This window comes from Rubrilithobacter danxiaensis (assembly GCF_047272945.1).
Classification (GTDB): Bacteria; Bacteroidota; Bacteroidia; order Sphingobacteriales; family Sphingobacteriaceae; genus Rubrolithibacter; species Rubrolithibacter danxiaensis.
In genome coordinates this window covers 110,977-135,957 of sequence record NZ_JBKOPS010000008.1, presented here as the reverse complement: position 1 = coordinate 135,957, position 24,981 = coordinate 110,977, and the positions used below count along the sequence as shown (strand labels likewise).

General features: G+C 40.2%; 17 protein-coding genes and 1 tRNA gene. 12 read left to right on the top strand and 6 right to left on the bottom strand.

What is annotated here, in order from left to right:
• Nucleotides 1-5: 5 nt before the first annotated feature.
• The 5 genes from ACLCDL_RS12205 (at nt 6) to ACLCDL_RS12185 (ending at nt 4,116) form a co-directional block, all read left to right on the top strand.
• Nucleotides 6-980, top strand: a complete 975-nt coding sequence (locus tag ACLCDL_RS12205; RefSeq protein WP_423148585.1) for an FKBP-type peptidyl-prolyl cis-trans isomerase — start codon at nt 6-8, stop codon at nt 978-980.
• 49 nt (nt 981-1,029) lie between these two features.
• Entirely contained in the window at nt 1,030-2,043 is a 1,014-nt protein-coding gene (locus tag ACLCDL_RS12200; protein WP_423148584.1) for an FKBP-type peptidyl-prolyl cis-trans isomerase, read from the top strand.
• Between the two features lie 46 nt (nt 2,044-2,089).
• Nucleotides 2,090-2,857 carry a TatD family hydrolase gene (locus ACLCDL_RS12195; protein ID WP_423148583.1) on the top strand — a complete coding sequence of 256 codons (768 nt, stop codon included), beginning with the start codon at nt 2,090-2,092 and terminating at the stop codon, nt 2,855-2,857.
• Nucleotides 2,858-2,908: 51 nt separating this feature from the next.
• Nucleotides 2,909-3,955, top strand: coding sequence for an asparaginase (locus ACLCDL_RS12190; protein ID WP_423148582.1), 1,047 nt, complete (start codon nt 2,909-2,911; stop codon nt 3,953-3,955).
• Nucleotides 3,956-4,029: 74 nt separating this feature from the next.
• Nucleotides 4,030-4,116: transfer RNA gene (locus ACLCDL_RS12185), tRNA-Ser, on the top strand.
• 258 nt (nt 4,117-4,374) lie between these two features.
• Here the strand turns inward: ACLCDL_RS12185 and ACLCDL_RS12180 are convergent.
• Both ACLCDL_RS12180 and ACLCDL_RS12175 read right to left on the bottom strand, forming a co-directional pair.
• Nucleotides 4,375-5,904 (bottom strand): ATP-binding protein, encoded by a 1,530-nt coding sequence (locus tag ACLCDL_RS12180; protein WP_423148581.1) that lies wholly within the window; start codon nt 5,902-5,904, stop codon nt 4,375-4,377.
• A gap of 294 nt (nt 5,905-6,198) precedes the next feature.
• Nucleotides 6,199-7,305 (bottom strand): acyltransferase family protein, encoded by a 1,107-nt coding sequence (locus ACLCDL_RS12175; protein ID WP_423148580.1) that lies wholly within the window; start codon nt 7,303-7,305, stop codon nt 6,199-6,201.
• 274 nt (nt 7,306-7,579) lie between these two features.
• On the opposite strand from ACLCDL_RS12175, the gene ACLCDL_RS12170 reads away from it, so the two are divergent.
• The 5 genes from ACLCDL_RS12170 to ACLCDL_RS12150 all read left to right on the top strand — a co-directional run bounded on the left by ACLCDL_RS12170 (nt 7,580) and on the right by ACLCDL_RS12150 (nt 13,863).
• Complete coding sequence (locus tag ACLCDL_RS12170) at nt 7,580-8,479, top strand: ABC transporter ATP-binding protein (RefSeq protein WP_423148579.1); 900 nt, start codon at nt 7,580-7,582, stop codon at nt 8,477-8,479.
• Complete coding sequence (locus tag ACLCDL_RS12165; RefSeq protein ID WP_423148578.1) at nt 8,476-12,066, top strand: ABC transporter permease/M1 family aminopeptidase; 3,591 nt, start codon at nt 8,476-8,478, stop codon at nt 12,064-12,066. The genes ACLCDL_RS12170 and ACLCDL_RS12165 overlap by 4 nt, the downstream gene beginning before the upstream one ends.
• 287 nt (nt 12,067-12,353) lie before the next feature.
• A complete protein-coding gene (locus tag ACLCDL_RS12160; protein ID WP_423148577.1) occupies nt 12,354-12,926 on the top strand; it encodes a Crp/Fnr family transcriptional regulator in 573 nt (190 codons plus the stop codon).
• 56 nt (nt 12,927-12,982) lie between these two features.
• The gene (locus ACLCDL_RS12155) at nt 12,983-13,690 is read left to right on the top strand and encodes an MBL fold metallo-hydrolase (protein WP_423148576.1); all 708 of its coding nucleotides are present in this window, start codon (nt 12,983-12,985) and stop codon (nt 13,688-13,690) included.
• Nucleotides 13,691-13,707: 17 nt separating this feature from the next.
• On the top strand, nt 13,708-13,863 hold the full coding sequence (locus tag ACLCDL_RS12150) for a hypothetical protein (protein ID WP_423148575.1): 156 nt from the start codon (nt 13,708-13,710) through the stop codon (nt 13,861-13,863).
• 93 nt (nt 13,864-13,956) lie between these two features.
• Here the strand turns inward: ACLCDL_RS12150 and ACLCDL_RS12145 are convergent, their stop codons facing one another.
• The 4 genes from ACLCDL_RS12145 to ACLCDL_RS12130 all read right to left on the bottom strand — a co-directional run bounded on the left by ACLCDL_RS12145 (nt 13,957) and on the right by ACLCDL_RS12130 (nt 20,057).
• Nucleotides 13,957-15,165, bottom strand: coding sequence for an ROK family protein (locus tag ACLCDL_RS12145; protein WP_423148574.1), 1,209 nt, complete (start codon nt 15,163-15,165; stop codon nt 13,957-13,959).
• A 124-nt stretch (nt 15,166-15,289) separates the two neighbouring features.
• A complete protein-coding gene (locus ACLCDL_RS12140; RefSeq protein ID WP_423148573.1) occupies nt 15,290-16,627 on the bottom strand; it encodes an alpha-L-fucosidase in 1,338 nt (445 codons plus the stop codon).
• Nucleotides 16,628-16,638: 11 nt separating this feature from the next.
• Nucleotides 16,639-18,585: a peptide-N-glycosidase F-related protein gene (locus ACLCDL_RS12135; protein ID WP_423148572.1), complete on the bottom strand. Its 1,947-nt coding sequence runs from the start codon at nt 18,583-18,585 to the stop codon at nt 16,639-16,641.
• A gap of 38 nt (nt 18,586-18,623) precedes the next feature.
• On the bottom strand, nt 18,624-20,057 hold the full coding sequence (locus ACLCDL_RS12130) for an alpha-L-fucosidase (protein WP_423148571.1): 1,434 nt from the start codon (nt 20,055-20,057) through the stop codon (nt 18,624-18,626).
• Between the two features lie 215 nt (nt 20,058-20,272).
• Here ACLCDL_RS12130 and ACLCDL_RS12125 point away from each other — a divergent pair, with 215 nt between their 5' ends.
• Both ACLCDL_RS12125 and ACLCDL_RS12120 read left to right on the top strand, forming a co-directional pair.
• Nucleotides 20,273-21,520: an ROK family protein gene (locus ACLCDL_RS12125; RefSeq protein ID WP_423148570.1), complete on the top strand. Its 1,248-nt coding sequence runs from the start codon at nt 20,273-20,275 to the stop codon at nt 21,518-21,520.
• 45 nt (nt 21,521-21,565) lie between these two features.
• Nucleotides 21,566-24,910 carry a SusC/RagA family TonB-linked outer membrane protein gene (locus ACLCDL_RS12120; protein ID WP_423148569.1) on the top strand — a complete coding sequence of 1,115 codons (3,345 nt, stop codon included), beginning with the start codon at nt 21,566-21,568 and terminating at the stop codon, nt 24,908-24,910.
• Nucleotides 24,911-24,981: the final 71 nt, after the last annotated feature.

The following is a 24,981-nucleotide window of genomic DNA, read 5'->3' as shown; positions in this document are numbered from 1 at the left end:
ATAAAATGAAAAAAACCTTATTAGGATTAGGACTTGCTGTTGCAGTTTTTTCAAGCTGTAATCAGTATAAGAAAGGTGAGGGAGGATTGCTGTATAAAATACATGAAGATAAACCCGGGCCAACAATTAAAGATGGAGATTTCATCGCATTTATGGCTATCGAAAAAACGGAAGATGATTCAGTGCTTTTCAGCTCTTATGATTACGACCATGCGCAGTTTATGCTTAAACAAAAACCATCGTTTAAAGGAGACTTGTTTTCAGGTCTTGAATTATTAAGCGAGGGTGATAGTGCTACCTTTAAAGTAAGTATTGATTCGGTGGTAAAAAAATCGGGTCAGCCACGGCCGGCAACTTTAAAAGGAAAATACTGGCTTTATACTTTAAAAATCAAAAAGGTTATCCCTAAAGGGAAATTAAACGAGCAGGATTTCAGAGCTAAAATTGAAACATTTATAAAAGCCGAAACAGATAAGGCAAAGAGCCAGGAAAGCGGTAAGATAAGTAAATATGTATCGTCAAAAAATCTGAAACCCGCTACTACAACTTCAGGGTTAAGTTATGTGATTCAAGAAAAAGGGAACGGGCCGAAAGCAAATCCCGGCGATACCGTTGTATTAAATTATACCGGTATGCTGTTAAACGAAAAGGTGTTTGATACCAGTATTTTAGATATAGCTAAGAAAAAAGGAACCTTTAATCCGCAGCGCCCTTACGAACCCATGAAAGTTCCTGCAGGTGTTAGCAGTACAATTCCTGGATTTGACGAAGCATTGCTGTTATTCCCTAAAGGAACTAAGGCTACTATCATACTGCCTTCAAAGCTTGCTTATGGCGAGCAGGGAAGCGGGCCTATGATTCCTCCGTATGCACCTTTGATTTTTGATATTGAGATTGTAAATATCATTCCTAAAAAAGGGGCATCGGCGCCACAACCAACTACTACTTCGGCTCCGACTTCAGGTAACACTGCAAAATAAGATACGTAAAAGGCTTTTTGAAAGAAAAGCCTTTTTATAAAAACAAGGGATGAGAACAAGAGAACTAATAGTGTTACTGGTGATTTTTTTATCAGTAAGCTTAGGAGCGAGGGGACAGGAGCAATGGGTTACAAGACCCAATGGTTTGCAGTATAAGATTTTAACGGCTAATGCCGGAGATAAGATTAAGGTAAATGATATCATTACTTTTAATTTTATTCAAAAAACCGATAAAGATTCTGTTTTAGGCAGCAGCTACCAGGTGGGCCGTCCTGTAAAAATACAGGTGCAGCAGTCAAGAAGCATTACCGACCTGATGGAGTTTTTTACGCAACTAACAGCAAGAGATAGTGCAATTGCTAAAATTCCTGCCGATTCGATTTTTAAGAACGACGAATCACAGCGGCCTGCATTTCTTCCAAAAGGAAGTTCACTGGTATTCCTCATTAAGATTGAAAAAGTACAGTCGCTGGATGAAGTAATGGCGGAAGAAAAGCTGGAAATGGAGAAACTTCAGGCTGCCGAAAAGCAAGCACTGGATAAGTATATTGCTGATCAGAAGCAGAATGTAAAAAGTACACCGTCCGGACTTCGGTATGTTATTATCAAAGCTTCCGCGAAAAACAAGCCTTTGTCCAGCGATACCGTATATGTAAATTATACGGGCCGGACGCTTGAAGGAAAAGTATTCGATTCGAGCATTGAAGCTGAAGCAAAGAAAGCAGGATTAAACCAGCCGGGACGTACCTACGAACCCATTCATTTCGCAGTAGGTGAAGGTGAGGTAATCAAAGGCTGGGATGAAGGATTATTATTGCTGAATGAAGGATCAAAAGCACGTTTTTTTATTCCTTCTCAGCTTGCCTATGGTTCGCAAGGTGCTGGTGAAGATATTAAACCTTTCAGTCCGCTGATTTTTGATGTGGAGCTTGTAAAAATAAAGCCGGCAAAAAGGGCGAAACCGCCCGTTGTTTCTCCCGCCGCGAAAACTCCTGCTAAAGTTTCTCCAAAAAAGAAACCCGCTGGAACACCGGTTAAGAAACCCACTCCGGTAAAAAAATAGTCGTTAAAAAGCCTTCCCAATACGGAAGGCTTTTTACATTTGCAATATGATCCTTACCGATACGCATACCCATCTTTATTATGAAACTGATCCGCTAAAGAGGGATGAACTTATGCAGCGGTGCTTGCAAAAAAATATTACGCGTTTATTTCTTCCCAATGTAGATTCTGCGTCCATCGCTTTAATCGAAGAACTTACAGAAAAGTACCCTGAAAACTGCTTTCCAATGCTGGGGCTGCATCCGTGTGATGTAAAGGAGAATTTTGAAGAAGAACTTCAGCATATTCATCGGAAAATAAATGAACTTAAAATATATGCAATAGGCGAAATTGGTATTGATTTGTATTGGGATAAATCTACATTACAATTGCAGCAAAACGCATTTCGTACACAAATCAATTGGGGGAAGGAGTTAGGGCTTCCTATAGTAATACATTGCCGCGAGGCTTTTGATGAAGTGTATGCATTGCTTACCGAAGAAAAAGACGATAGGCTTTTCGGGATTTTTCATTGTTTTACAGGGACCATTGAGCAAGCGGAAAAAATAATTAATCTGGGTTTTTATCTGGGAATTGGTGGAGTAGTAACATACAAAAACTCCGGTCTGGATAAAGTAGTTGCAGCATTAAGCCTGGAAAATATCGTATTGGAAACAGATTCGCCCTATCTTACGCCAGTCCCCTTTCGAGGTAAGTCGAACGAAAGCAGTTATCTTACGTATATAGCAGAAAAGATTGCATACTTGCATCAGACTTCTATAGAAGAAGTGGCAAGAATCACCACAGAAAATTCAAAAAAAATATTTTCAATATAATCTATTGTAGCTTTTTAACAACTTTAAGCCACACAATTAGGAACAAATTAAATGACAAGAATACTCATTATCTATACTGGTGGTACAATCGGCATGATGAACGATTTAAGTTCGGGTGTACTTAAACCTCTTGATTTTAGTCAGGTGATAGATAATGTTCCTGAATTACAGCGTCTTAATTATCAGATTACCGTTCACTCGTTCAATCCGATTATTGATTCATCCAATATGCGGCCGGAGATATGGGTAGATCTTGCTACTAAGATTGAAGAACGATACGATGAGTTTGATGGTTTTGTTATTCTTCATGGTTCGGATACAATGGCGTTCACTGCGTCTGCGCTTAGTTTCATGCTTGAAGGGTTAAATAAACCGGTAGTTTTCACAGGGTCGCAGTTGCCTATCGGTGAAATCAGGACTGACGCCAAGGAAAACCTGATAACAGCCCTTGAAATTGCATCAGCTAAGCAGAACGGAAAATCGCGGGTTCCGGAAGTATGTATCTATTTTGATTTCCAGCTTTTCAGGGGAAACCGGTCGTTTAAATACAATTCGGCTAAATTTGAAGCTTTCCGGTCGCCGAATTACCCTGTACTTGCTGAAGCAGGCGTGCATATGCGGTATAATGATGCAAACATTCGGAAATCGGAGGATGAAGTTTTCAAAGTGCACAAACAGCTGGAAAATGCAATAGCAGTTTTAAAACTGTATCCGGGAATCAGCAAGCTGGCAGTAGATGCTATTGTAAATTCGGATGTTAAAGCTATTGTAATGGAAACATTCGGAGCAGGTAATGCTACTACAGATCAGTGGTTTATTGAATGTTTAAAGCAGGCGATAAATAATGGGAAGATCATTCTGGACATTTCGCAATGCAAGGTTGGAACAGTAGAACTTGGCAGATACGAAACCAGTCACGAATTGAAAGAAATAGGAGTAGTTAGCGGATATGACATGACCTATGAAGCGGCAGTAACAAAATTAATGTTCCTGTTAGGCGGTTATACAAACGAACATATAGCTGAATTGCTTGAAACCGACCTTCGGGGAGAACTAAGTAAAGTAAATCCCATCACCTGGTCAAAATCTGTTTTTTAAAAAGAATTTCGAGATGAGAATCTCGGTTTTAAATTCTTAATTATCCTATAAAATCATATTTTTGCAGCTCTTCCGGAGAGATGTCTGAGTGGTCGAAAGAGCAAGCCTGGAAAGTTTGTATACTCGCAAGGGTATCGAGGGTTCGAATCCCTCTCTCTCCGCAAAATAATATCAAAAGCCTGTTTGAATCAGTGATTTAAACAGGCTTTTCTGTTTTTAACTTATCCTCTCAAGTTATCACTATATAATCAATTCTTACATACAATTGTAAGATGAATTGGTGACAGAAATTCAAAAGCAGCTTGTAGTGCAAAGAGTCATTAGAGCTATAATATTTCTTCCTATCCGTTTCTGATTGACATTACATACGAATCAGCTGTTACTTACTCTAAGTGATAGCTGATTAAGTTAAGAGATAACTAATAGGATTGTGGAGTCAAAGGTAAACTAAAGTAAAATTCTGAACCCTTTCCAGGTTCACTCTTTACCCATATGTTACCATTATGTCGCTTAATAATCTCGGCACAAACATATAACCCTATTCCAAAGCCAGGAATCGTATGTAATTGATTGCTCTCCACACGATAAAACCTGTCAAATATATGTTCAATATCTTTTGGCATAATTCCAACTCCTTCGTCTTTTACACTTACTATTGCTACAGTATCCTTTTTACTGCAACTTACTTCTATCCTTTTATCCTGCTCCGAATATTTGACAGCATTGGTTAATAGGTTATTAATGGCCTGGCTTATTTTATCTCTATCCGCGTTTACGATTAGCGATTCAGCGTCTTTTAAAATAATTGGATAACTCTCGTTAAAAGCCTTAATTTCTGCTACTGATTCTTTTAATAATTCATAAAGATCAAATTTCTGTATATCTAAAGGGATCTTTCCAGCTTCTATCCTGGAAACATCTAAGAACCCCTTTATTAAAGTATTCATCTTTTCTATCTGTACATAGATCCTTTCCAATGCTTTTGCTGTAAAACTATCCATTGCCTTATTAGCTTTACCTATTAGCATTTGTGTATAAGCTTTTGCTGAGGTAAGGGGAGTTTTTAGTTCATGACTGACCATAGCAATAAAATCATTCTTTCGAATCTCATCCAACTTCCGGTCTGTAATATCCATTATAGTACCCGAAAAGTTAGCCGTTCTTCCAGACTGTGCTTCATATACGTTTCCCGTTGCTCTTACCCAGCGAAATCTGTTGTCGTGGTAACCGATAATCGGATATTCTCTGTCACATGCTTTTCCCAGCGAAATCGATTCCTCTATAGCTTTTGCAACAGATTCTCTGTAATCTTCCTTCACTCTGCTTATTACCATTTCCAAAGTAATTTCGTCTGTTGGATAAAAACCAAAGATTTCCTTCAGCCTATCGGACGCTATAAGATCACGGGTTTCAACATCAATATGCCAGGTTCCCAGTCTTGCAGAATCGACGGCAATTCTAAGTCTCTCTTCAATCTGTTGGGTCACCTTTCTTTGTGCTTCTGCAATTTCAAATGCGAGGCGCTCCTTTTTAGCAGCTTTAATTCCCGCAGTTATATCCAAGGTAACATGCACAATAAATTCTACTTCTCCATATTCATTCACAATAGGTGAATTAGTTGCTTTCCAGTATCGTTCCTCGTATTTATCCGTACCCCAAACAGGAATGTCATACTTCTGACTGGGTAACACATGCTGCTCTTTAGTAAGTACAGCTTGTGTAATGCTTTCACGTAAGGCTTCGACATTTTTCGTTGTAGTGTCCAGGGGATTCTCGGGGAAAGCATCTAAAAAACCGCGGCCAATTAGTTCTTCAAGTTGGGCTCCGGTAGCGTCTAAATAAGCTTTGTTAACAGTAATAATGGTGAAGTCTGGTATGTCCGGTTCAAGTATGACAGTAGGTGGTGCTGTTTTAAAAAATGCTTCGAAACTTATAAACTTATCCGGCATGAGCTAACTTCTTATTGAAGAAATATTCTTATCAATGCAATTGTTTTTTGCAGCATTGCTAATATTTAAATTTCACAGCCTTTCTGTTCTTATTTCCTAAAAAACCAAACGCAAAAATCTTGCCCTGCTGATGCTTCTGCCACGAACATGCTCCTGCCATAGGTACTTTGCTTATAGCTTCTTTTGGCCGGCCGATACATAACCCACCCTCCGCTTTAGCTTCAGCAACGACCAATTTGCTTTTTTTTAATAGGTTATAAGCAAGATACTGGAGAATAGATGCTCTCTAATTGCCTATTTAAGTTTCTTTCTCAACCATTTTCTTACCGGCTCATCATACCATTTCAATGCGGCATATGCCAAAATAATACTGCCCGTTAAGATGAGTAATGCATAGGGCCATGCCTGTACGATTGTTACTCCTTTATGATTGCTGATCCAGGCAACGTAAAAATACACCAGTGGATAGTGTACCAGGTAAAGGGGATAGGAAATATCACCTAAAAATTTGCATATTCTGTTTTCTCTTTGAGTTTGTATTATGCCGCTGGCGCCAAGGTACACGATAAGCGGGAACACAATAATAATACATATGGATTCATAGATCCCGTTCATCCAAACATGCTGAGCACCACCGATGCGGGGCATATATAGTACGATGGCAACTAAAACGCTACACAATAAAAAGGCGTTTTTAATTCGTGTCGGCTTTGCTACACGTGAAAGTAACAGGCCGGCAAAGAAAGGGTATATGGTACGGGTTAACCCGATGCGTACCTGTTCCACATTCAGTGTCCAGCCACCACTAACATCGCCGTTTGAGATTGCAAGATGCGTCAGTGCGATAGCAGCGATGGCTACTAAAATGCTTAATGCCTTGTTTGAAAATTTCCTGATCCAGACAGCATAAAGAATGTTGGCGATGTATTCAAAGAACAACGACCATCCCACACTATTCAGAGGATGCATCTCTTCCCAGCCACGTATATCAAGCGATAACGGTACGGGCAGAATGGTATAACCGATCAGCATCACCAGCAACATCTTCCAGGCAGGAATAGTATGAATGAGCGGCCATAGCGCAGAATCTGTAAAATAGAATCCGATAGCGCCGAGGGTCATTCCCAAAACTACCATTGGTTGAAGACGTTCGATACGCCGTTTAAAAAAACCGCCAACAGTCATTTTATTCCAGCGATCGTCATAGGCATAACCGATCACGAAACCTGAGAGTAAAAAGAAAAAATCCACTGCCAGATAACCGTGATTGACGAGATTATCTAAATGACTAGTTGATAATGGCTCTGTTAAGTGAAATGTTACCACGATTATGGCAGCGACGCCCCGAAGGCCGTCTAATATGGGGTAGTGTGGCTTAGTGGCCAACTCATTATTGTTCATTAATAAATTGTATATAACAAATTATGATTAAAACAGGCGCAAAATATAAAAAACAACCTCATCCATACAATATTTTGCAATTCGGATAATCTTTGAAAGAAGAGAACAAGGTACGGTCGAACCGCTTTCAGTATCATTATGGACTGGTTGTAGACAAAAAATCTGCTTTGGTCGAGTAATTTGTATAGTAGCTTGTAATGCATAGTACAATGTATTACTTTAGAATCGCGATCTGTTTTATCAGCGGATTAATCTTAAACACACAAACAAGTCTATGTCACTAAAGATCGACAGCATCTCCAAATTATATCCTAATGGCGTTCAGGCACTCCGGGATATTACTCTCACCATTCCCAATGGTATGTACGGGCTTTTAGGGCCTAACGGTGCAGGCAAATCCACACTCATGCGGATTCTGGCCACTTTGCAGGATCCCGATCGCGGCAGTATTTATCTCGATGGAATCGACATGCTGAACCAGAAAGAAGAGGTGCGTCAGACTCTGGGATACCTGCCGCAGGAATTTGGGCTGTATCCTAAAGCAAAAGCAGAAGATCTGCTCGACTATTTCGCCGTGCTCAAAGGTATCACAAACCGTGCCTCCAGAAGAGAAGTGGTAGAAGCCTTGCTGAAACGAACCAACCTTTGGGAAAAGCGCAAACAAAAACTTGGCGGCTTCTCGGGCGGAATGAAACAGCGTTTTGGCGTGGCAGTGGCACTGTTGGGAAATCCGAAGCTGATGATTGTTGATGAGCCTACAGCAGGGTTAGACCCTGCAGAGCGGGTGCGCTTTCTTAATCTGTTGAGCGAGTTGGGCGAGAACAGCGTGGTGATTCTTTCTACACATATTGTAGAAGATGTGAGTGAACTTTGCACCCGAATGGCTATCATTAACAAAGGGGAAATACTGCAGGAAGCTGAGCCTTTAAAAGCAGTAGAGGCACTGCAGGGAATGATCTGGCGTCGGATTGTTGATAAAAGTTTGTTGCCGGAGTTGGAGCGTGAGCATAAGATTATCTCAACCAAGCTGCTAGGTGGACGAACAGTGGTCCATATCTACAGTGAAGAAAATCCCGGGAACGGCTTTGAACTGGTAGCTCCTGATCTGGAAGATGTCTACTTTTCTACTATGGGAGGACATATTGGAAATCATAAATCGGAGGCCACCTTATGAAGTTCTGGAAGATATTTAGTTCTGAGTTTGCCTACCAGGCACGCAGTATCTCCACCCGGCTCTATTTCGCAGTCCTTCTCGCATTTGCATTTTTGATGAATCAACTTACCACACCAAACGACGGAGTATACACTAATGCACCATTCTACATTGCGGGTCTTATTGTAGCCGGCGGCTTTTTCTGGCTTGTAATGGGGGCGACCATAGCTGGCGAAGCAGCAGCACGGGATGTACAAATGCGTATGCATCCCCTTATATACACTACTCCGGTAACCAGGCTTAACTATCTGGGTGGACGATTTCTTGCAGCCTTTTTGGTGAATGCACTGTTGATGCTTTCTTTACCCTTGGGTGTGCTATTTTCCTTCTACCTGCCGGGGATGGATCAGGATGGATTAGGGCCGTTCAGGCCATCGGCTTATCTGAGTGTCTACTTCTTTATATCATTGCCGAATGCTTTTGTAGCAACAGCGTTACAATTCACGTTTGCAGCTCTTAGCCGGAAGGTGATGACAAGTTATCTTGTCAGCTTACTATTAGCGGTTGTTGCTCAGGTGCTGGCGATGGCGGTGGCCAAGCTCTTTGGCAATTGGGGTCTGGTAAAACTACTGGACCCGGTAGGTATTTTCGGTATTGTGCGCAATGAACTGGAAACATGGACACCGACAGAGAAGAACATTCGACTAATTACGCTGGAAGGAATATTTCTTTGGAATCGCGTCTTATGGCTTAGTGTGGCTATAGGTTCGTTAGTTCTTACCTATCTGCGCTTTGATTTTGTTCATCCTGTAATTAACGGCTCTTCAGGCCCCTTTAAACGACGGCCTAAAGTACAGGCCAGCACCTATGTTGAAAATGCAGTAGTTGGATCAACAGGAATCTCTGTTCCAAAGGTTGAACGAACCTTTAATTTTGCAACCTATTTTCGCCAGACACTTACTATCGCGTGGGCATCTTTTGGTAAGATGGCCAGGAATCCGGTAGGTCTAACACTCGTTGCCGCTATTGCTTTAATTTCCGCGATGTTCGGCAATCGCATCATGACTCAGTTTGGAATACCGGTGTTACCAACTACCCAGCAGGTGTTAGTCTACCTAACCGCTCCCTTAGGTAGCATCAGTACTCCATGGGCAGTTATTCCGCTACTCATTATGTACCTAGTTGGCGAACTTGTATGGCATGAACGGGATGCGGGCCTAAAGGATATTGCAGATGCCCTTCCTATACCGGAATGGGTGCTTTTTACTGGTAAATTTCTGGGATTAGGCCTCATCATTATTGTATGGATGGCCCTAATTACGACCGGAGGTGTACTAATGCAGGTGGTACTTGGCTATGATAAACTGGAGATCGGGTTGTACCTGAAGGCTCTGTTGGGGCTGCAGTTCATAGAATACCTGCTCTTTTCCCTGCTTGCCCTTGCAGTACACGTGGTAGTGAATCAAAAATATATAGGCTACCTGGTGGTGCTTTTAGCTTTTATTTTTATTGCATTTCCTTCCACATTTCACGTTGAACACAAGATGCTTATTTATGGAGCAGACCCTGCTTGGTGGTACACCGATATACGTGGTTTTGGGCCTACTCTTAAACCCTGGCTATTCTTTAAACTATATTGGACAGGTTGGGCTCTGCTACTTGCAGTAGCAGCAAGATTGCTTTGGGTACGGGGAAGAGAACAAGGTTTGAAATATCGTCTAAAGTTAGTAAAGCGTCGTTTAACAAGCACAACAACCTGGGTTGGAATAATAGCCTCAGGACTCATACTTGTCTTCGGTAGTTTTATTTTCTATAATACTAATATACTAAACGCATATCTAAGCAGCTCCGACATCAATAAGCGGAAAGCTGATTATGAAAGGCGCTACGGCCGATACAGGAACACTCCCCAGCCCCAACTAACGGGTACGAAACTGCAAGTGGAGATTTACCCCGACAGGCAGGAAGTAGAGATTCGGACAGCGTATACCATGGTGAATAAGGATTCAGTATCAATTGACTTCATACATCTGCAGAGTATCTCTGGAATAGAGCCTGCTGAAGTAAAGTTTAATCGATCGGCTGACATTGTGCAGATGGACAAAGAACTTAGCTACTACATTTATAAACTGAAACAAGCGCTACGTCCAGGTGATTCACTGCAATTGAACTTTGTAGTACAGTATAAACAGCGTGGTTTCCGTAATAGCGGCACGGACGAATGGGTAATGAAGAACGGCAGTTACTTCACCAATTATGACCTGCTCCCTGCTATCGGCTATCAACGTTACAGAGAGCTTAATGATGTGGTTCTTCGGAAAAAGTATAAACTGGCGGCTCGCCCGGAGCACCCTTCGTTATATGATGCTGAAGCACGTAGTAAGCGGTACAGTACAGATCAAAACACTTTTGAAGCCATTGTAGGCACAGCTATGGATGAAGTAGCCGTTGCGCCGGGTAATTTGCAAAAAAACTGGACAGAAGGAGGCCGACGTTACTTCCACTACAAAGCTGACGCTCCTATAGGAGGTGAATACGCTCTCTTATCAGGGAATTATGCACTACAGGAAAGCAAGTGGAACAATGTTGCAATCAGAATTTACTATCATCGGGGCCATGACCGTAATATAGACCGTATGCTACGGAGTGCAAAGGCTTCGCTGGCATATTTTACAGAGCAGTTTGGTATCTATCCCTATAAGCATTTCAATGTAGTTGAGCGTGCCGGCGGCGGGGGTGGTGCAAGTGCTGATGCGAGCATCATTTATTATGGAGAAAAGTATTCATTGATGAATCCCGATGACGGTCCGAATGGCTTTGACCTTCCCTATTATATTTTGGCTCATGAAGTAGCTCACCAGTGGTGGGGAATTGCCAGATTAACACCAGCAAACGTCGAAGGAGCCGGCGTTCTGATCGAAGGACTTGCGGTATATTCCGGGATGCAGGTTTTGGAAAAGACTTACGGGGAGGGTCATTTGCAGCAATATGTAAATTTTCTGCATTCGTTCTACGAAATGCCCCGCTCACTTGCAACAGCTCCCTTACTTCAGGCAAATGAAGACTTTTTATATTACCGGAAGGGCGGACTCGCCATGTATGCCTTGAGTAAATACATCGGTAAAGAAAAAGTCAATGGTGCGCTTCGGAGCCTGCTCCAAAAACACAGTTCAGGAGAGCTCCCTCTTCCGACTACTCTTGATCTCTATCAGGAGCTGCAAAAGGTTACTCCGGACTCATTAAATTACCTGCTGAATGACCTGTTTAAGAAGAACACATATTGGCGTCTCAAAACAAAAAAATTTGCAGCAAAGCAAACTAAAGCAGGTAACTGGCAGGTAACGCTGAAGGTGCAGGCTCATAAGGTGGTAATTGATAGTACGGGTTATGATAGCGAAGTACCAATGAATGATTTACTGGAAGTGGGCATTTATGAAGAAGAAAAAGGTTTAAACAAGCCGCTCTACCTTCAGATGCACCGCATCCGGTCAGGCGATCAAACCATAAAAGTGACCGTACCACGAAAACCTGATCGAGGCGGTATTGATCCCAATTATCTGATGATTGATCTGCGACTCGATGATAATGTGAAGCAACTGGGCGAGTAAGAAGACGATAAGGGTTTACTTTGACTATACAGTACATGAAATTTCAAATCTCAATACAGGTGTAAAGAGTTACTCGGTTATTCACTCCAAATTCGGGCATTTAAGGAATTATTGCAATTATTACTGATGGTATCAATAACATCAATAATAGTATTATGTGTTCGATTGTCCTCTCTGCAGATTCATTGCTTTTTTCTTTTAGTAAGATGTTAAACCAAGGCTCCATAAATCCGTGCTTTAAAATTCCTAAATTGTTCAAAAATTAATTTTCTGTAATCTTCTGCTTTATGGTTGATGCTCTGTTACAATATATCAAACGTATAACAACACTTAATGAATTTGATAATCTGCTGGTAAGAAGCTATTTTGACTGTAAATATTTTCAGAAAGGCAGTTTACTGGAGGAGCAAAATCATAGGACCAAAAATTTATATTTTATCAAAAGTGGTTTTGTGCGGTCTTTCTACATCAATGAAGAAGAAGAGGTAACTGCAGCTATAAAAGGTCCGGATAGTATGATTACTTCATTCAAAGGGTTTGTGTCAGATTCTTATTCCGAAAGCAATATTCATTGCATCACAGATTGTGAGATTGCTTTTATTTCACGAGAAAAGTATAAAGTTCTTCACGATGAAAGTAATAACTGGAAAATCTTCTGCAAGGCTGTTTATGAACAGGAAATAGAATTCAACAATCAAAGAACTTTAGACTTATTAATTTTGAAGGCGGAAAGCCGTTATTTAAAATTAATCAAAAACAATAGTGAAATTGTGCAGAATGTACCTATTCAGTATCTGGCAACATATTTAGGAATCAAGCCAGAATCTTTAAGTCGGATAAGAAGAAAAGTTGTTTCCTAACAAATGTTATCTTTTTTATCTAATGGAATTGTCAGCTTAGCAGTGTAAAAAATGCTATGCAACAAGTAATTCAGCTATCCGTCTTGCCTTTTGGAATGATAAATAGTTATCTAATAAAGGGACCTAAAAAACATGTACTTGTCGATGCTGGAGTTCCCGGCAGCGAACAGAAGATATTAAAGCAGCTTCTTGAATTTAGGATAAAACCGAGTGATATCGGCTTGTTAATTATAACACATGGGCATCTTGATCATTTTGGTAGTGCCAAAGAGTTAAAAGATATATTAGGTATTCCTGTATTGATTCATGAACAGGATTCTGCAGCAATAAGCAGCGGTAAATCACTTGCAGACACCCTTAAACCTACCCGAGCATACTGGAATTTGTTGAAATGGAAATTATCTAAAGATGCAGCTTCACCTTTTGAGCCTGATATTTTATTAAAAGAGGATGATGAGTTCGACCTGCATTCATTTGGAATTAAAGGTAAAATTATTCATACCCCCGGTCATACTAAAGGGTCTTTATCTATTGTTCTGGAAAACGGCGAAGCAATAATTATGGATCTTGCTTCGGCAGGTATATTTTTAGGAGGAATTGCTTTCCATTCTCGTATGAAACATCCTCCTTTTCATGATGATAGAAAAGCTGTAAAACAAAGTATACTTAGAATTTTAGCAATGAACACCGGGAAATTCTATCTTGGGCACGGAAATCCTGTAAACCGGAAACTCTTGAAAAAGTATGTGCTAACTTGTTTATGATTTTAGTTGACAAATAAATGAAAGGAAAAAAATTAGGTTTCTCCATTGCAATCTTTACAGGAGTTGGAGCCGGATTTGGAGTAGCATTGCATAACATTGCAATGGGAGTAGCTTTCGGTGTAATAGCCGGGATTATAATTGGATTAACGGTATCAAAAAAAGCCAGAGATTAAAGCCTGCACCAATTTCAAGAATTACAAATGGAAATCTTCTGAACTACAATGCGATAGTTTTAGCTTAAATTTCTTTAGTATAGTTAATGCGTATCACACTGCTATTGCCTCTGTTACGGTTTTCGAACGGTTAATCTTATCGTAATTTTCCATTACCAATGCAGCAGCTCCTGTTAACTCAGCATGATAACCTAACGACGAAATTTTTATTTCGGTATTTTCTGCTATTTTAGGAATACAATGTTCATTAATTGCCTGTTGTATAGGAGCCAGCCACAGCTTTCCGGCTACCGACCCTCTTCCGCTTAATACGATAAGTGCCGGGTTAAGCAGATGAATGAGGATAGCAGCGCCTCTTCCAATATTATAACCCGTTTCAGAAAAAAGCTCTATGGCAAACTTATCGCCTTTAAGTGCTGCTTCAATAATTGCGTTTGTAGTTTCTTCGATATGTTCTAACGTTACATCTTTAATAAGAGATAGCTTGCCCTGCTCTAATCCCTGCAAGGCCTTTTCTGCCACAACAAGTAAAGATGTTTCTGTTTCAAGGCAGCCGCTTTTACCGCAGCTGCATAACTTATTGTTATTAAAAACCGGAATGTGGCTAAACTCACCTGCAAGGCCATTCTCTCCTCTAAAAAGTTTGCCATCCAGCAGCATACCAAGTCCCACTCCCCACCCAATATTTATTACCATCACATTGTTTTTGCCGTGGGCAACCCCAAATCTTGATTCAGCCAGAGCTATTAAGCTGGAGTCATTGTCAATAAACACAGGTAAGCCAACTTCTTTTTCAATAATTTCAGTTATGCTTCTGCCATCTGTTTTTAAAAAAGAATAATTGATCCCTTTTTTAATATCAATAAAGCCAGGCATTCCGATACCGATACCAACAATTTTATCTTTTGGGATGTCCCATTTCTCAACTGCATCTGCAATTACTTCTGTTAATTTTGTTAAAGATTCCGGGTTATTTGATAAGGGCAGCTCAACTATCTCTACAGGTTTTACGAATCTGTTCTGCACATCCATTATAGCAATCCGTGTTACAAACTGATCCATTGCTACCGAAATAACGTATAATACATCTTCTTTGAGCGAATACATGATTGGCCGGCGTCCGCCTGTAGACGGAGCATAGCCGGTTTCTACCACGTAACCTTCTTTAATTTGCTCGTTTAATATCTTGGTTGTTAGAGGAAGGCTTTTGTTGATACAATTACTTAATTCTGCACACGAAAGGGTATTGCCAAAATAAAGCTCTTTTATTATTTTTCTTCTATACCCATCTGATTTTCCCATATAACAAAAAATTACTTAGAAAGAGTTTTACTAAGATATAATACTTTTATTAAATTTTTTAAATGGCAATAGCTTGATTTTAACCTTTAATAGAAAACTGTATTTTCTCTTGCTTAAGCTTGCATTAATTTAACCCGCCCTGCCCTTTATATAAACTTAGCGGTTTGTCTAACTCAACTGCCAGGACAGACATGTATTCGTCCTGTACATCCTCCGGTACCTGGATATAAACCAGGCCTGGCACCGGGCTCCAGGAAATTTTACCTACAATTTTATGCTGCAGTGTGGCAGAAGTGCCTAAAACCCTTATTTTTTTAATGTTATTTTTTAATCCTTTTACTACAATATTCCCTGAAGCCTTTCCCGGAAGAAACAAATAAAGTGTAGTGGAATCTTTAGATAACGTAGTTGGGCCATAAAAATGACCTTGCGGTAATCCGCCAAGTGTGTTGAAAATGGCTTCTTCGTGTTTCCTGTTCCATTTGCCCAGTTCTTTTAAAACATGAACCTGTTGGGGAGGAATTGTTCCGTCTTCTTTTGGGCCAATATCTAGTAACATATTGCCTCCGTTACTAATGGCATCGGCAAAAATAGTAATAACTTCATACGGAGTTTTCCATGCTGTGTCCTGTGGCTGATAACCCCAGTTATTATTGATGGTCATACACAATTCCCACCAATTGTACTTTGGCCGTGTTACCGGGAAATTCTGCTCGGGGGTGTCGTAATCCCCGTATCCCTGTAAACGACCATTTATTATGGCAGCAGGATTGATTTTTAAAATGTTTTGCCTGATGGCGGATGCCTGCCATTCTTCTGCAGAATGTTCCCAATCGCCGTCAAACCACCATAAGTCGGGTTTAAAAGCTTTATTAAGCTCATTTATTTGTGCCTGATTGAAATGCAGAAACCGTTGCCAGCGCTGTGGGGAATCACCGATTTTATATCGTACACTGTCTTTAGTGAAGGCAGGATAATCAGTATAGCTCCAGTCTATTAAAGAGAAGTATGCACCTCTTTTAATACCTTCTTTATCTAATGCCTTATAAAGCGGAGTTAGCAGGTCTCTTTTGGCGGGGGTGTTTTTTACTACGCTGTAATGCTTTTCTTTAGTAGGCCAAAGAGCTACTCCATCATGGTGTTTTGTGGTAACTACTGCGTAACGGGCGCCGCTTTCTTTTATTAACGAAGCCCATTCTTCAGGTTTATAGTTTGAAGCGGTAAAGCCCTTCAGCTGTTTCATGTAATCTGGGTGGCTTATCTTTTTATTATAGAAACTCCAGCTCTCATCTATACCGTTTACTGAATAGATTCCCCAATGGATAAATATGCCAAGTTTGGCATCTGCAAACCATTGCATTTTATTCCTGATAGAATCTGGATTTATTTTCGATTGTGCATTTACAGCTACAGAAGCAGCAGTTAAAATAATGACCGAAGTTATTTTACCAATTAATTTCATTGTTGTTTTAATTATTCTTTTAATCGTATTCGTTTTTTAAACTTCTCTTCTCCCTTAATAAAAACCTTCAGGTAAAAGCGGCCTTTAGGAAAGCGGCTCAGATCATAGGTAAACATGCCTTCTTTTAACTGAGCATAAGTATGCTCTTCTACAACTTTATCTCCCGGGTCAGTAACAATCTGCACAAGTACGTCTTCAGGGAAGTTTGAATAGTAATCTAAAGTCGTTTTGTCTTTAATTCGTGTAGGATATAGCCCGAACGAAGTTTGGGCGGTAACCGGCGTTATTGGAGCACCTACTTTAAATTCGTACTGAACAGACGAACCAAAATCTGACTCAAAATCTTTAATTATATTTCCTGCACTATCCAGTAAATGTACTTTGCCGCGGCCTCCCCTGGGATTTGCCCAGAACTCCAGCCCGTTTCCTGCTGTATCTGATAAGAAAAACTGGTAATAACCCTTTGATAAAGAAATAGTATCACGATAAAGCGTGTTTGCCTTTAAAGAACCGGGAAGTTTTTCCGATACCGTTTTCCCTTCACTATTTGTAATTCTGTAGCCGTTTTGTTCGGGTTGATTATTGGTAAGCAAATAAATAACAAGGCTGTTGCCGTGTACGGGAACCGCTTCAAACTGGCTGGTCATTTTATTATCTGCCGGATATTCATCCTTTTTACCGTTGGGCAACAGCAGTTCTGTTTCGAAATAGTTTAATCCCGCTTTTGCGGAAATGACGCCGGGCAACACAATTGTGTCTGTTTTACCTGCCGCCAGCATCCCATTCCAATTGAACTGTTTTTTTTGAGATCCTTTAGTTCCATAACGGATACGCAGTTGTTTTACCGGATTTTCTCCCAGGTTTTTTACCAGGATACGGGCCTGGAAAGCTGAAGGATTAACGCGTTTGTATATATCTTTTAGCGATGGATTAATAATATCTTCTATAGCAACGTCATTTTTATTGATTGCTTTTTTGTATTTTATAAGGTAGGCTGAAATTACTTCCTGAGCGCTTGGATCCGTTGAAATGTAATTCTGCATATTAATATCAATGGTATGCTGCCTGTTGCCACGCACATTTAGATCATAAATATCCGGCTGCATTAAATTACCAGGGCACCAGTTTGCCCTGTCGTAAATCCAGGTACCGGCCTGTGGGTATAAGGGATTTGTGCCACATTGTTTCCAGATAGATTTCATATCAATTAATTTACCGTCAAACCAGATTTCGCGGTATTTATTGCAGAACTCTGCACAATTATCCGGTTTATCCATTCCATGTCCGGTTTGAACAATTCGCAAGCGGGCAAAATCTGCTTCTTGTCGGGTGTTAAAAGACACAGGCTTCAACGCGTTTTCGATATTATTTGTGCTGTCTCCATACCGGTAGGCATCATCATAAATTTTTTGAATGCTCACAGGCTCCCATACCGGTTTCCCTTTTACAATCTCAAAATCTAAAGTAACACTCCAGCCTCTGTCCTGATTAGGCTCATAGCCCGTGTGGTTATACTCAATTTCAACAGAATCTCGTAAGAGCATGCTGAAATCTGTTATATCTACTTCCCAGGTGAAGTTCCAGTCTTTACTAAAAGCACCGCCATAAGGAGTTAGCATGCGGGCTATCTCATAGTCCTGCGAGACACCATTTATGCCGCCTTTTCTCCGAATGGTGATATGATCTTTATAATCCCAGTCGGCGCAACGCATACTATCAGGGCAGCCCAAACGTACTTTTAGCTTTATTTTTCTTATCGGAACGTTAGCTGAGGGAAACTTCCCCCATGCTTTGTAAATTTTAAAACCTTTTGCCGGATCGGTTACTATTGTTAATTTGTTATGAGTAACTACATGAAGGGTATCGGCAGCCCTGCTTGTAATTGTAAAAAGTATTAGAAGAAAACACACGAAAGGAGTCCTTAAATCCCTCCATGAGCTATATGATTTTTGGTTCATTATGTGGATATGATGGTTGAGGTTAAATTGATTGAATATTAAGGTGTATTTATTGAAAAGGCCAGTGCAGGAGTATACGTGTTCCTTACACTTTTTGGAAGCCATATTTTTACTTTTTCACCTTCCTTTTTCCATTTAACGGGTTTTCCGGTTTGCAGAAATTTTATTTCCGCTCCTTTTTCAGGACTGTTGCCTGTCCATTCTACTACCGGTGGAGTTGATTGCCCTTCTGGAATACATATTAACGCATATTTAGTATTGCCATTTTTACTTTGTGTAAACCATGTATTTCCTTCATGATACTTTTCAGTAATACGGGTATTATAAATCGCTTCCCCGTTTACCTTCATCCAACGGCCAATTTCTTCTAAACGATTAACGACTTCCTCAGGCAACGTGCCATCTGCTTTTGGGCCAATTCCTAAAAGTAAACTTCCGCCTTTTGCAGTTACTTCAATTAGTGATTGAATAACTCGGGCTGCGGATTTATATTGATCATTTGGAACAAAGCCCCAGGCATTGCCAAGTGTCATGCAGCTCTCCCACGGGTTGTTCAACTGTTTTTTTGGAATTGTTTGTTCAGGTGTCTGGTAGTTTTCATAAGGTCCGTGAACTGTTCGGTCTACTATCAGAATACCAGGTTGTGCTTCCCGGGCCATAGATGCAATCTTTGGCATATCAATTTCCTGGCTGAATTCAGGAATAGGCGCTCCCCAGGATAAAACTTCTTCATTCACTGTTTCTTTTGGCCTCACCCAACCGCCGTCTAACCATAAAACATCCACCGATCCATAATTATGCATCAATTCACTCAACTGGTTGTAAGTGAATTGTTTGTATTTGTTCCACCGGTCGGGATACTTACGTATATCGTAGTTCACATTTCTGTTAGGTGTTGCATATTTTGGCCACCAGAAGTATTCACAATGCCAGTCTGGTTTTGAAAAATATGCTCCAATCATAAAATCCTGTTTCCTGAATGCTTCAAAAACATACTTCGCAACATCAGCACGTGGATTTTTTTTGAAAGGACCGTTGGTTATTTTATAATCCGTTTCCTTTGTATCAAACATGTTAAAGCCATCATGATGTTTAGTAGTAAACACCATATAGCGCATGCCTGCGTCTTTCCCGGCCCTGGCCCATTGTTCAGGATTAAATTTTACAGGATTAAATGATTTGCTGAGACCCCAGTACCATTTTTTAAAGTCTCCATAGGATAAGGTGCTGTCCCGCTCAATCCAATCTTCAGAGCATAATGCCCAGGATTCGATCATTCCGGGTACAGAATATACTCCCCAATGAATGATCATCCCAAATTTCTGATCCTGCCATTTATCCAGTTTCTCTCTTACCTCCGGTTCTGAAGGCCATTCGTATTTGGTAGATTGGCTGTGTACATTAGGCTGAGCGCTAACTGAAGTTGTAAACACACTTAGCAGGATTAATCCTGAAAATAGTTTTTTTCTCATTCTATCTCGTTTTAATAGGCATTTAAATCCCTAATCCTTGTTTGTAGCCTCCATATAATATAAGAATAAAATGTATGAAAGACTTGTATAAGCAATGATAGATATTTTTTGTATGTATTAAAAACTTATTAAATTTTTGTAAAAAGTTTTTTTTATTTTTAAAATACACTCTATATTTAGCCAATAATATTTAAAATACTAACCAACTTAATTTAATGAGTCCTAAGGGGAGCACTGAGCATAAACATGACCGTTTAAAGCAGCGGGTTCTGAAAGAACTGTATTTTGACAAAATGCTTTCCTGTGCAGATTTGAGCCTGCGGACTAAGAAAAGCCTGCCTGTTGTAACAAAAGTGGTGGCGGAATTAATTGAAGAAAATTATGTGATAGAATATGGTTTTGGTCCTTCTAGCGGAGGGCGCAGGCCGTTAATGTATTCTTTAAAGCCACACGAAAAATTAATAGTAGCAGTAGCAATCGATCAGCTTTCAACGCATATTGTAATTTATGACCTGATGAATAACCAAGTGTCAGAGATTGAAATGCACGAACTGGAATTGGAAAATAATCCCGATGCATTACCTGTCCTTACTGAACTGATCAATTCCTATATATCACAATCTGGTTTTTCAAAAGAAAAAATTATAGGCATTGGCATTAGCATGCCTGGTTTTGTAGATGTTAAAAAAGGAATTAACTATTCGTTTCTTGAGGCAGGGGGCCAGAGTTTGCAAAAGTATATTTCAGACAGAACTGATTTGCCTGTTTATATTGATAACGACTCTTGCCTGATCGCTTTAGCCGAATTACGATTTGGATTGGCCAGGCTAAAGCAAAATGTTATGGTGGTAAACGTTGCCTGGGGTATTGGCTTGGGGATGATTTTGAATGGAGAAATATTCCGTGGGCATACCGGGTTCGCCGGAGAGTTTAGTCATATTCCAACTTCCACAGAAGGTAAATTATGTAACTGTGGTAAAAGGGGCTGTCTTGAAACAGAGGCTTCGTTGCTGGTAGTTGCTAAAAAAGCCCTTGATGGGATAGAAAGCGGACGTATATCCAGTCTTCAGCAGGAACTTAAAGACCAATCTAAATTGCCGGGTGATGTAATTATGGAGGCGGCAAATAAAGGAGATCAGTTTGCTATCGAGCTGCTTTCTGATGCGGGTTACGCTATCGGTATTGGCTTAGCCATCTTAATTCATATTATTAATCCTGCGGTTATAATCCTCAGCGGACGTGGTGCTGCAGTAGGTAAGATATTATCAGCATCTATTCAACAAGCGCTTAATAAATATGCTATTCCGCGTTTGGCAGACAGTACTGAATTACAAATATCCCAGTTGGGGTCAAATGCTGCTCTTATAGGGGCGGCCAGCCTGGTTATTGAATGTCTGGGCAGGCATTCACCTAAATCGGAAGCAGGCTTACGAAAAAAAGAAAAACACCTTCAAATCCAATAATAAAATAAATGCAAAAATTTACGCTAACAACTAATTAACTAAATTATGAGAAAAAAACTGCTAATCATTTTACTGACAATCCTGGAGTGTTCTCTGGGATTTGCGCAGGTCCGGAAAACCGTTACCGGAACTGTTAAAGATGCCCGGGGAGAAGCAATACCCGGAGTGAGTGTAATTGAAAAGGGAACTACAAACGGCACGCAAACAAATGTGAACGGTACATTTACGTTAAGCGTGAATGCAAATGCGGTGCTTAAATTCTCTTTCTTGGGCTATACACCAAAAGAAGTTCCTGTAGGGACAAACACAACCTTAACTGTAACGCTTTCTGAAGATTCTCAATCACTTGGAGAAGTGGTAGTAACGGCTTTCGGACAGAAAAAGGAAATCCGCAAATTATCGTATTCCATGCAAGAGGTGAAAGGGGAGGAATTAACAAGGGCAAATAACGCTAATATTGTTAATTCACTGCAGGGTAAAGTAGCTGGGGTGATGATTAACCAGGGTGCGAGTGGCCCTCAATCCAGTTCAAGAATCCGTATTCGTGGTAATTCTTCCATCAGTACTTCCGGAAGTTCCAGCACACAACCTCTGTTTGTTATCGACGGAGTATTAATTAAGCCAGGAACAACCGGTGCCGATTCATGGGGTGGTAACCAGGATTTCGGTAACATTATGAAAGACCTGAATCCGGATGACTATGAAAGCATCAGTGTGCTTAAAGGAGCTCCGGCAACTGCATTATACGGTTCTGATGCGTTGAATGGTGTTATTTTGATTACAACAAAAAAAGGAGTGGCACGTAAAGGTTTAGGTGTTTCTTTATCGCACACATCCTCTTTTGATGATGCTTATAAATTATACGATCTGCAGGACGAATTCGGGGGAGGAATATCTACAACATGGCAGAAGAATGCACAGGGAGTAGACATGGTCGATAAAGACAATGGTCAGTTTTATTCATTCGGGCCGAAGATTGACGGACACATGGTTCAGGATATCGACGGAAGAATGGTTGAGTGGAAAGCTAACAAGCCTTTGGATTTCTTCCAAACCGGAAGATACATCAATACGAACGTTGCTCTTGAAGGTGGAAGTGAGAATACAACGTTCCGTTTTTCTTACTCTAACCTATACAACAATAGTATAATGCCTGAGAACTCCTTAAAAAGAAATAACTTCAGTTTAAGGGCAACCCAGAAAGTATCGAAATTTCTGAACTTAGATGCAAGTATTGTTTATGTTGATAATAACATAGATAATCCGGCAAGTCAGGGTGGTTCAGATAATCCATTGTTCCGTCTTACATATTACCGTCCACGGACGATGGATATTGATTACTGGAAAAATCATTATATAGACACGGAACTGGGTGGCAGAACAACTAATAATGTGTCTCAGAAAGATCCTTACAATATTTCAAACTTTTTGTGGAATATTTACCAGATAGATAATACTCAAAGAGAGAACAATTTCAGGGCTAACGTTGATCTGACAGCAACTATTACACCATGGCTAAATGCCCTGTTAAGAAGCAATATCAACCTTGTTAATACCGAGCAGGAGTATAAAGAACTTGGAAGGGATGTTAATTTTGCCGGCGGTAATTACTGGTTTTCACAAATCAATTCTAAACAAAGCCGTATTCAGTTATTGTTAAACGGAAGCCGTAACCTGAGCAAAGATTTGGAGTTGAGTTTAAGTGCGGGGGGAGAAACGAATCGTGATCTGGGAGGTAAATACAACCGTGCAATTACAAAAGGAGGATTAAATATTCCTGGTCAGTTTGTTATTTCAAACGGTAAAGAAGGTATTCAGGGCGAAGCCAGAAGTTTACCTGAAAAAAGATTGGATGCATTATATGCTTTTGGAGATATTACTTACAAAAACATGTTAACATTTAACTTCAGCGCAAGAAACGACTGGTCATCAGCTCTTACTTATGCAAACGGTGCAGGTACTTACAATTATTTCTACCCTTCTGCAGGTTTAGCATGGACGTTTACTGAAATGGATATGTTTAAATGGCAGCCATTAACTTCAGGTAAACTTAGGGTAAGTTATGGTTATGCAGGTAGAGATACAGATCCTTTTTACCTGAACAGAACAGGGTTCTATTCTCAGTTAGGAACATTTGATGCTCCTGGAGGTACTTATCCTATATATAGCTATGTAAATGGAACTTTAGGTAACTTTAATATCAAACCTGAATTATCTAAAGAATTTGAAATCGGTACAAACCTTCGCTTCCTGAATAACCGTATCGATCTTGATTTTACTTACTATAAGAAAAATACAACTAATCAGATATTGGAATTACCTGTACCTATAGAATCTGGAGCAAGCAGCCGGATTGTAAATGCAGGAAATATTCAGAATCAGGGGATTGAGATATTATTAAATACTGTTCCGGTAAAGAGCAAAAACTTTGAATGGAGCTCAAGCTTCAATTTCTCTCGTAACAGAAACAAGATACTAGAACTTGCAGAAGGTATTACCTCTAAAGATTTGGAACTCGCTTTTGGTAATGATGTTAGAGCAGTTGCTCAGGTAGGAAAAGATTACGGAACTATTGTAACCGGTTACGGCTTTGCTTCATACCAAAAACGCGATGCTGCCGGAAACCCTGTTGCCAGCCCAAGTAACGGAAAGAAAGTTATCGGTTTGCCAAGTGGTGGATGGGGTTATACTTACCTGCGGAATGCAGCTTATGACGGATCTACCAAAGAATTGGGAACTATGATGGAGAATTTTTTAGTAAGCAATATCAATTCCTTCCGCTACAAAGATTTCACTGTAGGTATTCAACTTGACGCAAAAATTGGTGGTTTAATGGCTTCTGCTACTCATCAGTATGGCGGTGCTAACGGAAGTTTGCAATCTTCACTTTTCGGAAGAGATAAAGAGCACGGAGGAGTAGAATACGTTGATGACAACGGAGTTACTCAATTTGACGGAATTATTCCTGACGGAGTATTCCAGGATGGTATAACAGTAGACGTAAACAACCAGACTATAGACCTTGGCGGAATGAGCTATGCCGAGGCAGTTGAAAAGGGGTATGTTAAGCCAAAACCAGCTTATCAGTACTATGACGATTTAACTCAGTGGGGAACCGGAATTCGTGAGTACTCAGTATTTGAAAATAGCTGGGTTGCAGTAAGAGAGGTTTCGGTTAATTACCGTGTTCCTGTAAAATTCAGTTCTAAGATAGGCGTTAGCAATCTGAGCCTGACGGCGACAGGAAGAAACCTGGGATATCTGTATAACACTACTAAAGACGGAATCAATCCTGAAGGGATATTTACAAACCGTCAGGCAGGATTTGCAGAGTACGGAGGCTGGCCTTATGTAAGAAGTATCGGTTTTGGTATCAATGCAAAATTCTAATTAATTAAGAACTAATTTAAAAAGACAACATCATGTTTTCAATTTATAAAAGATTATGTGTGGCAGTGTTA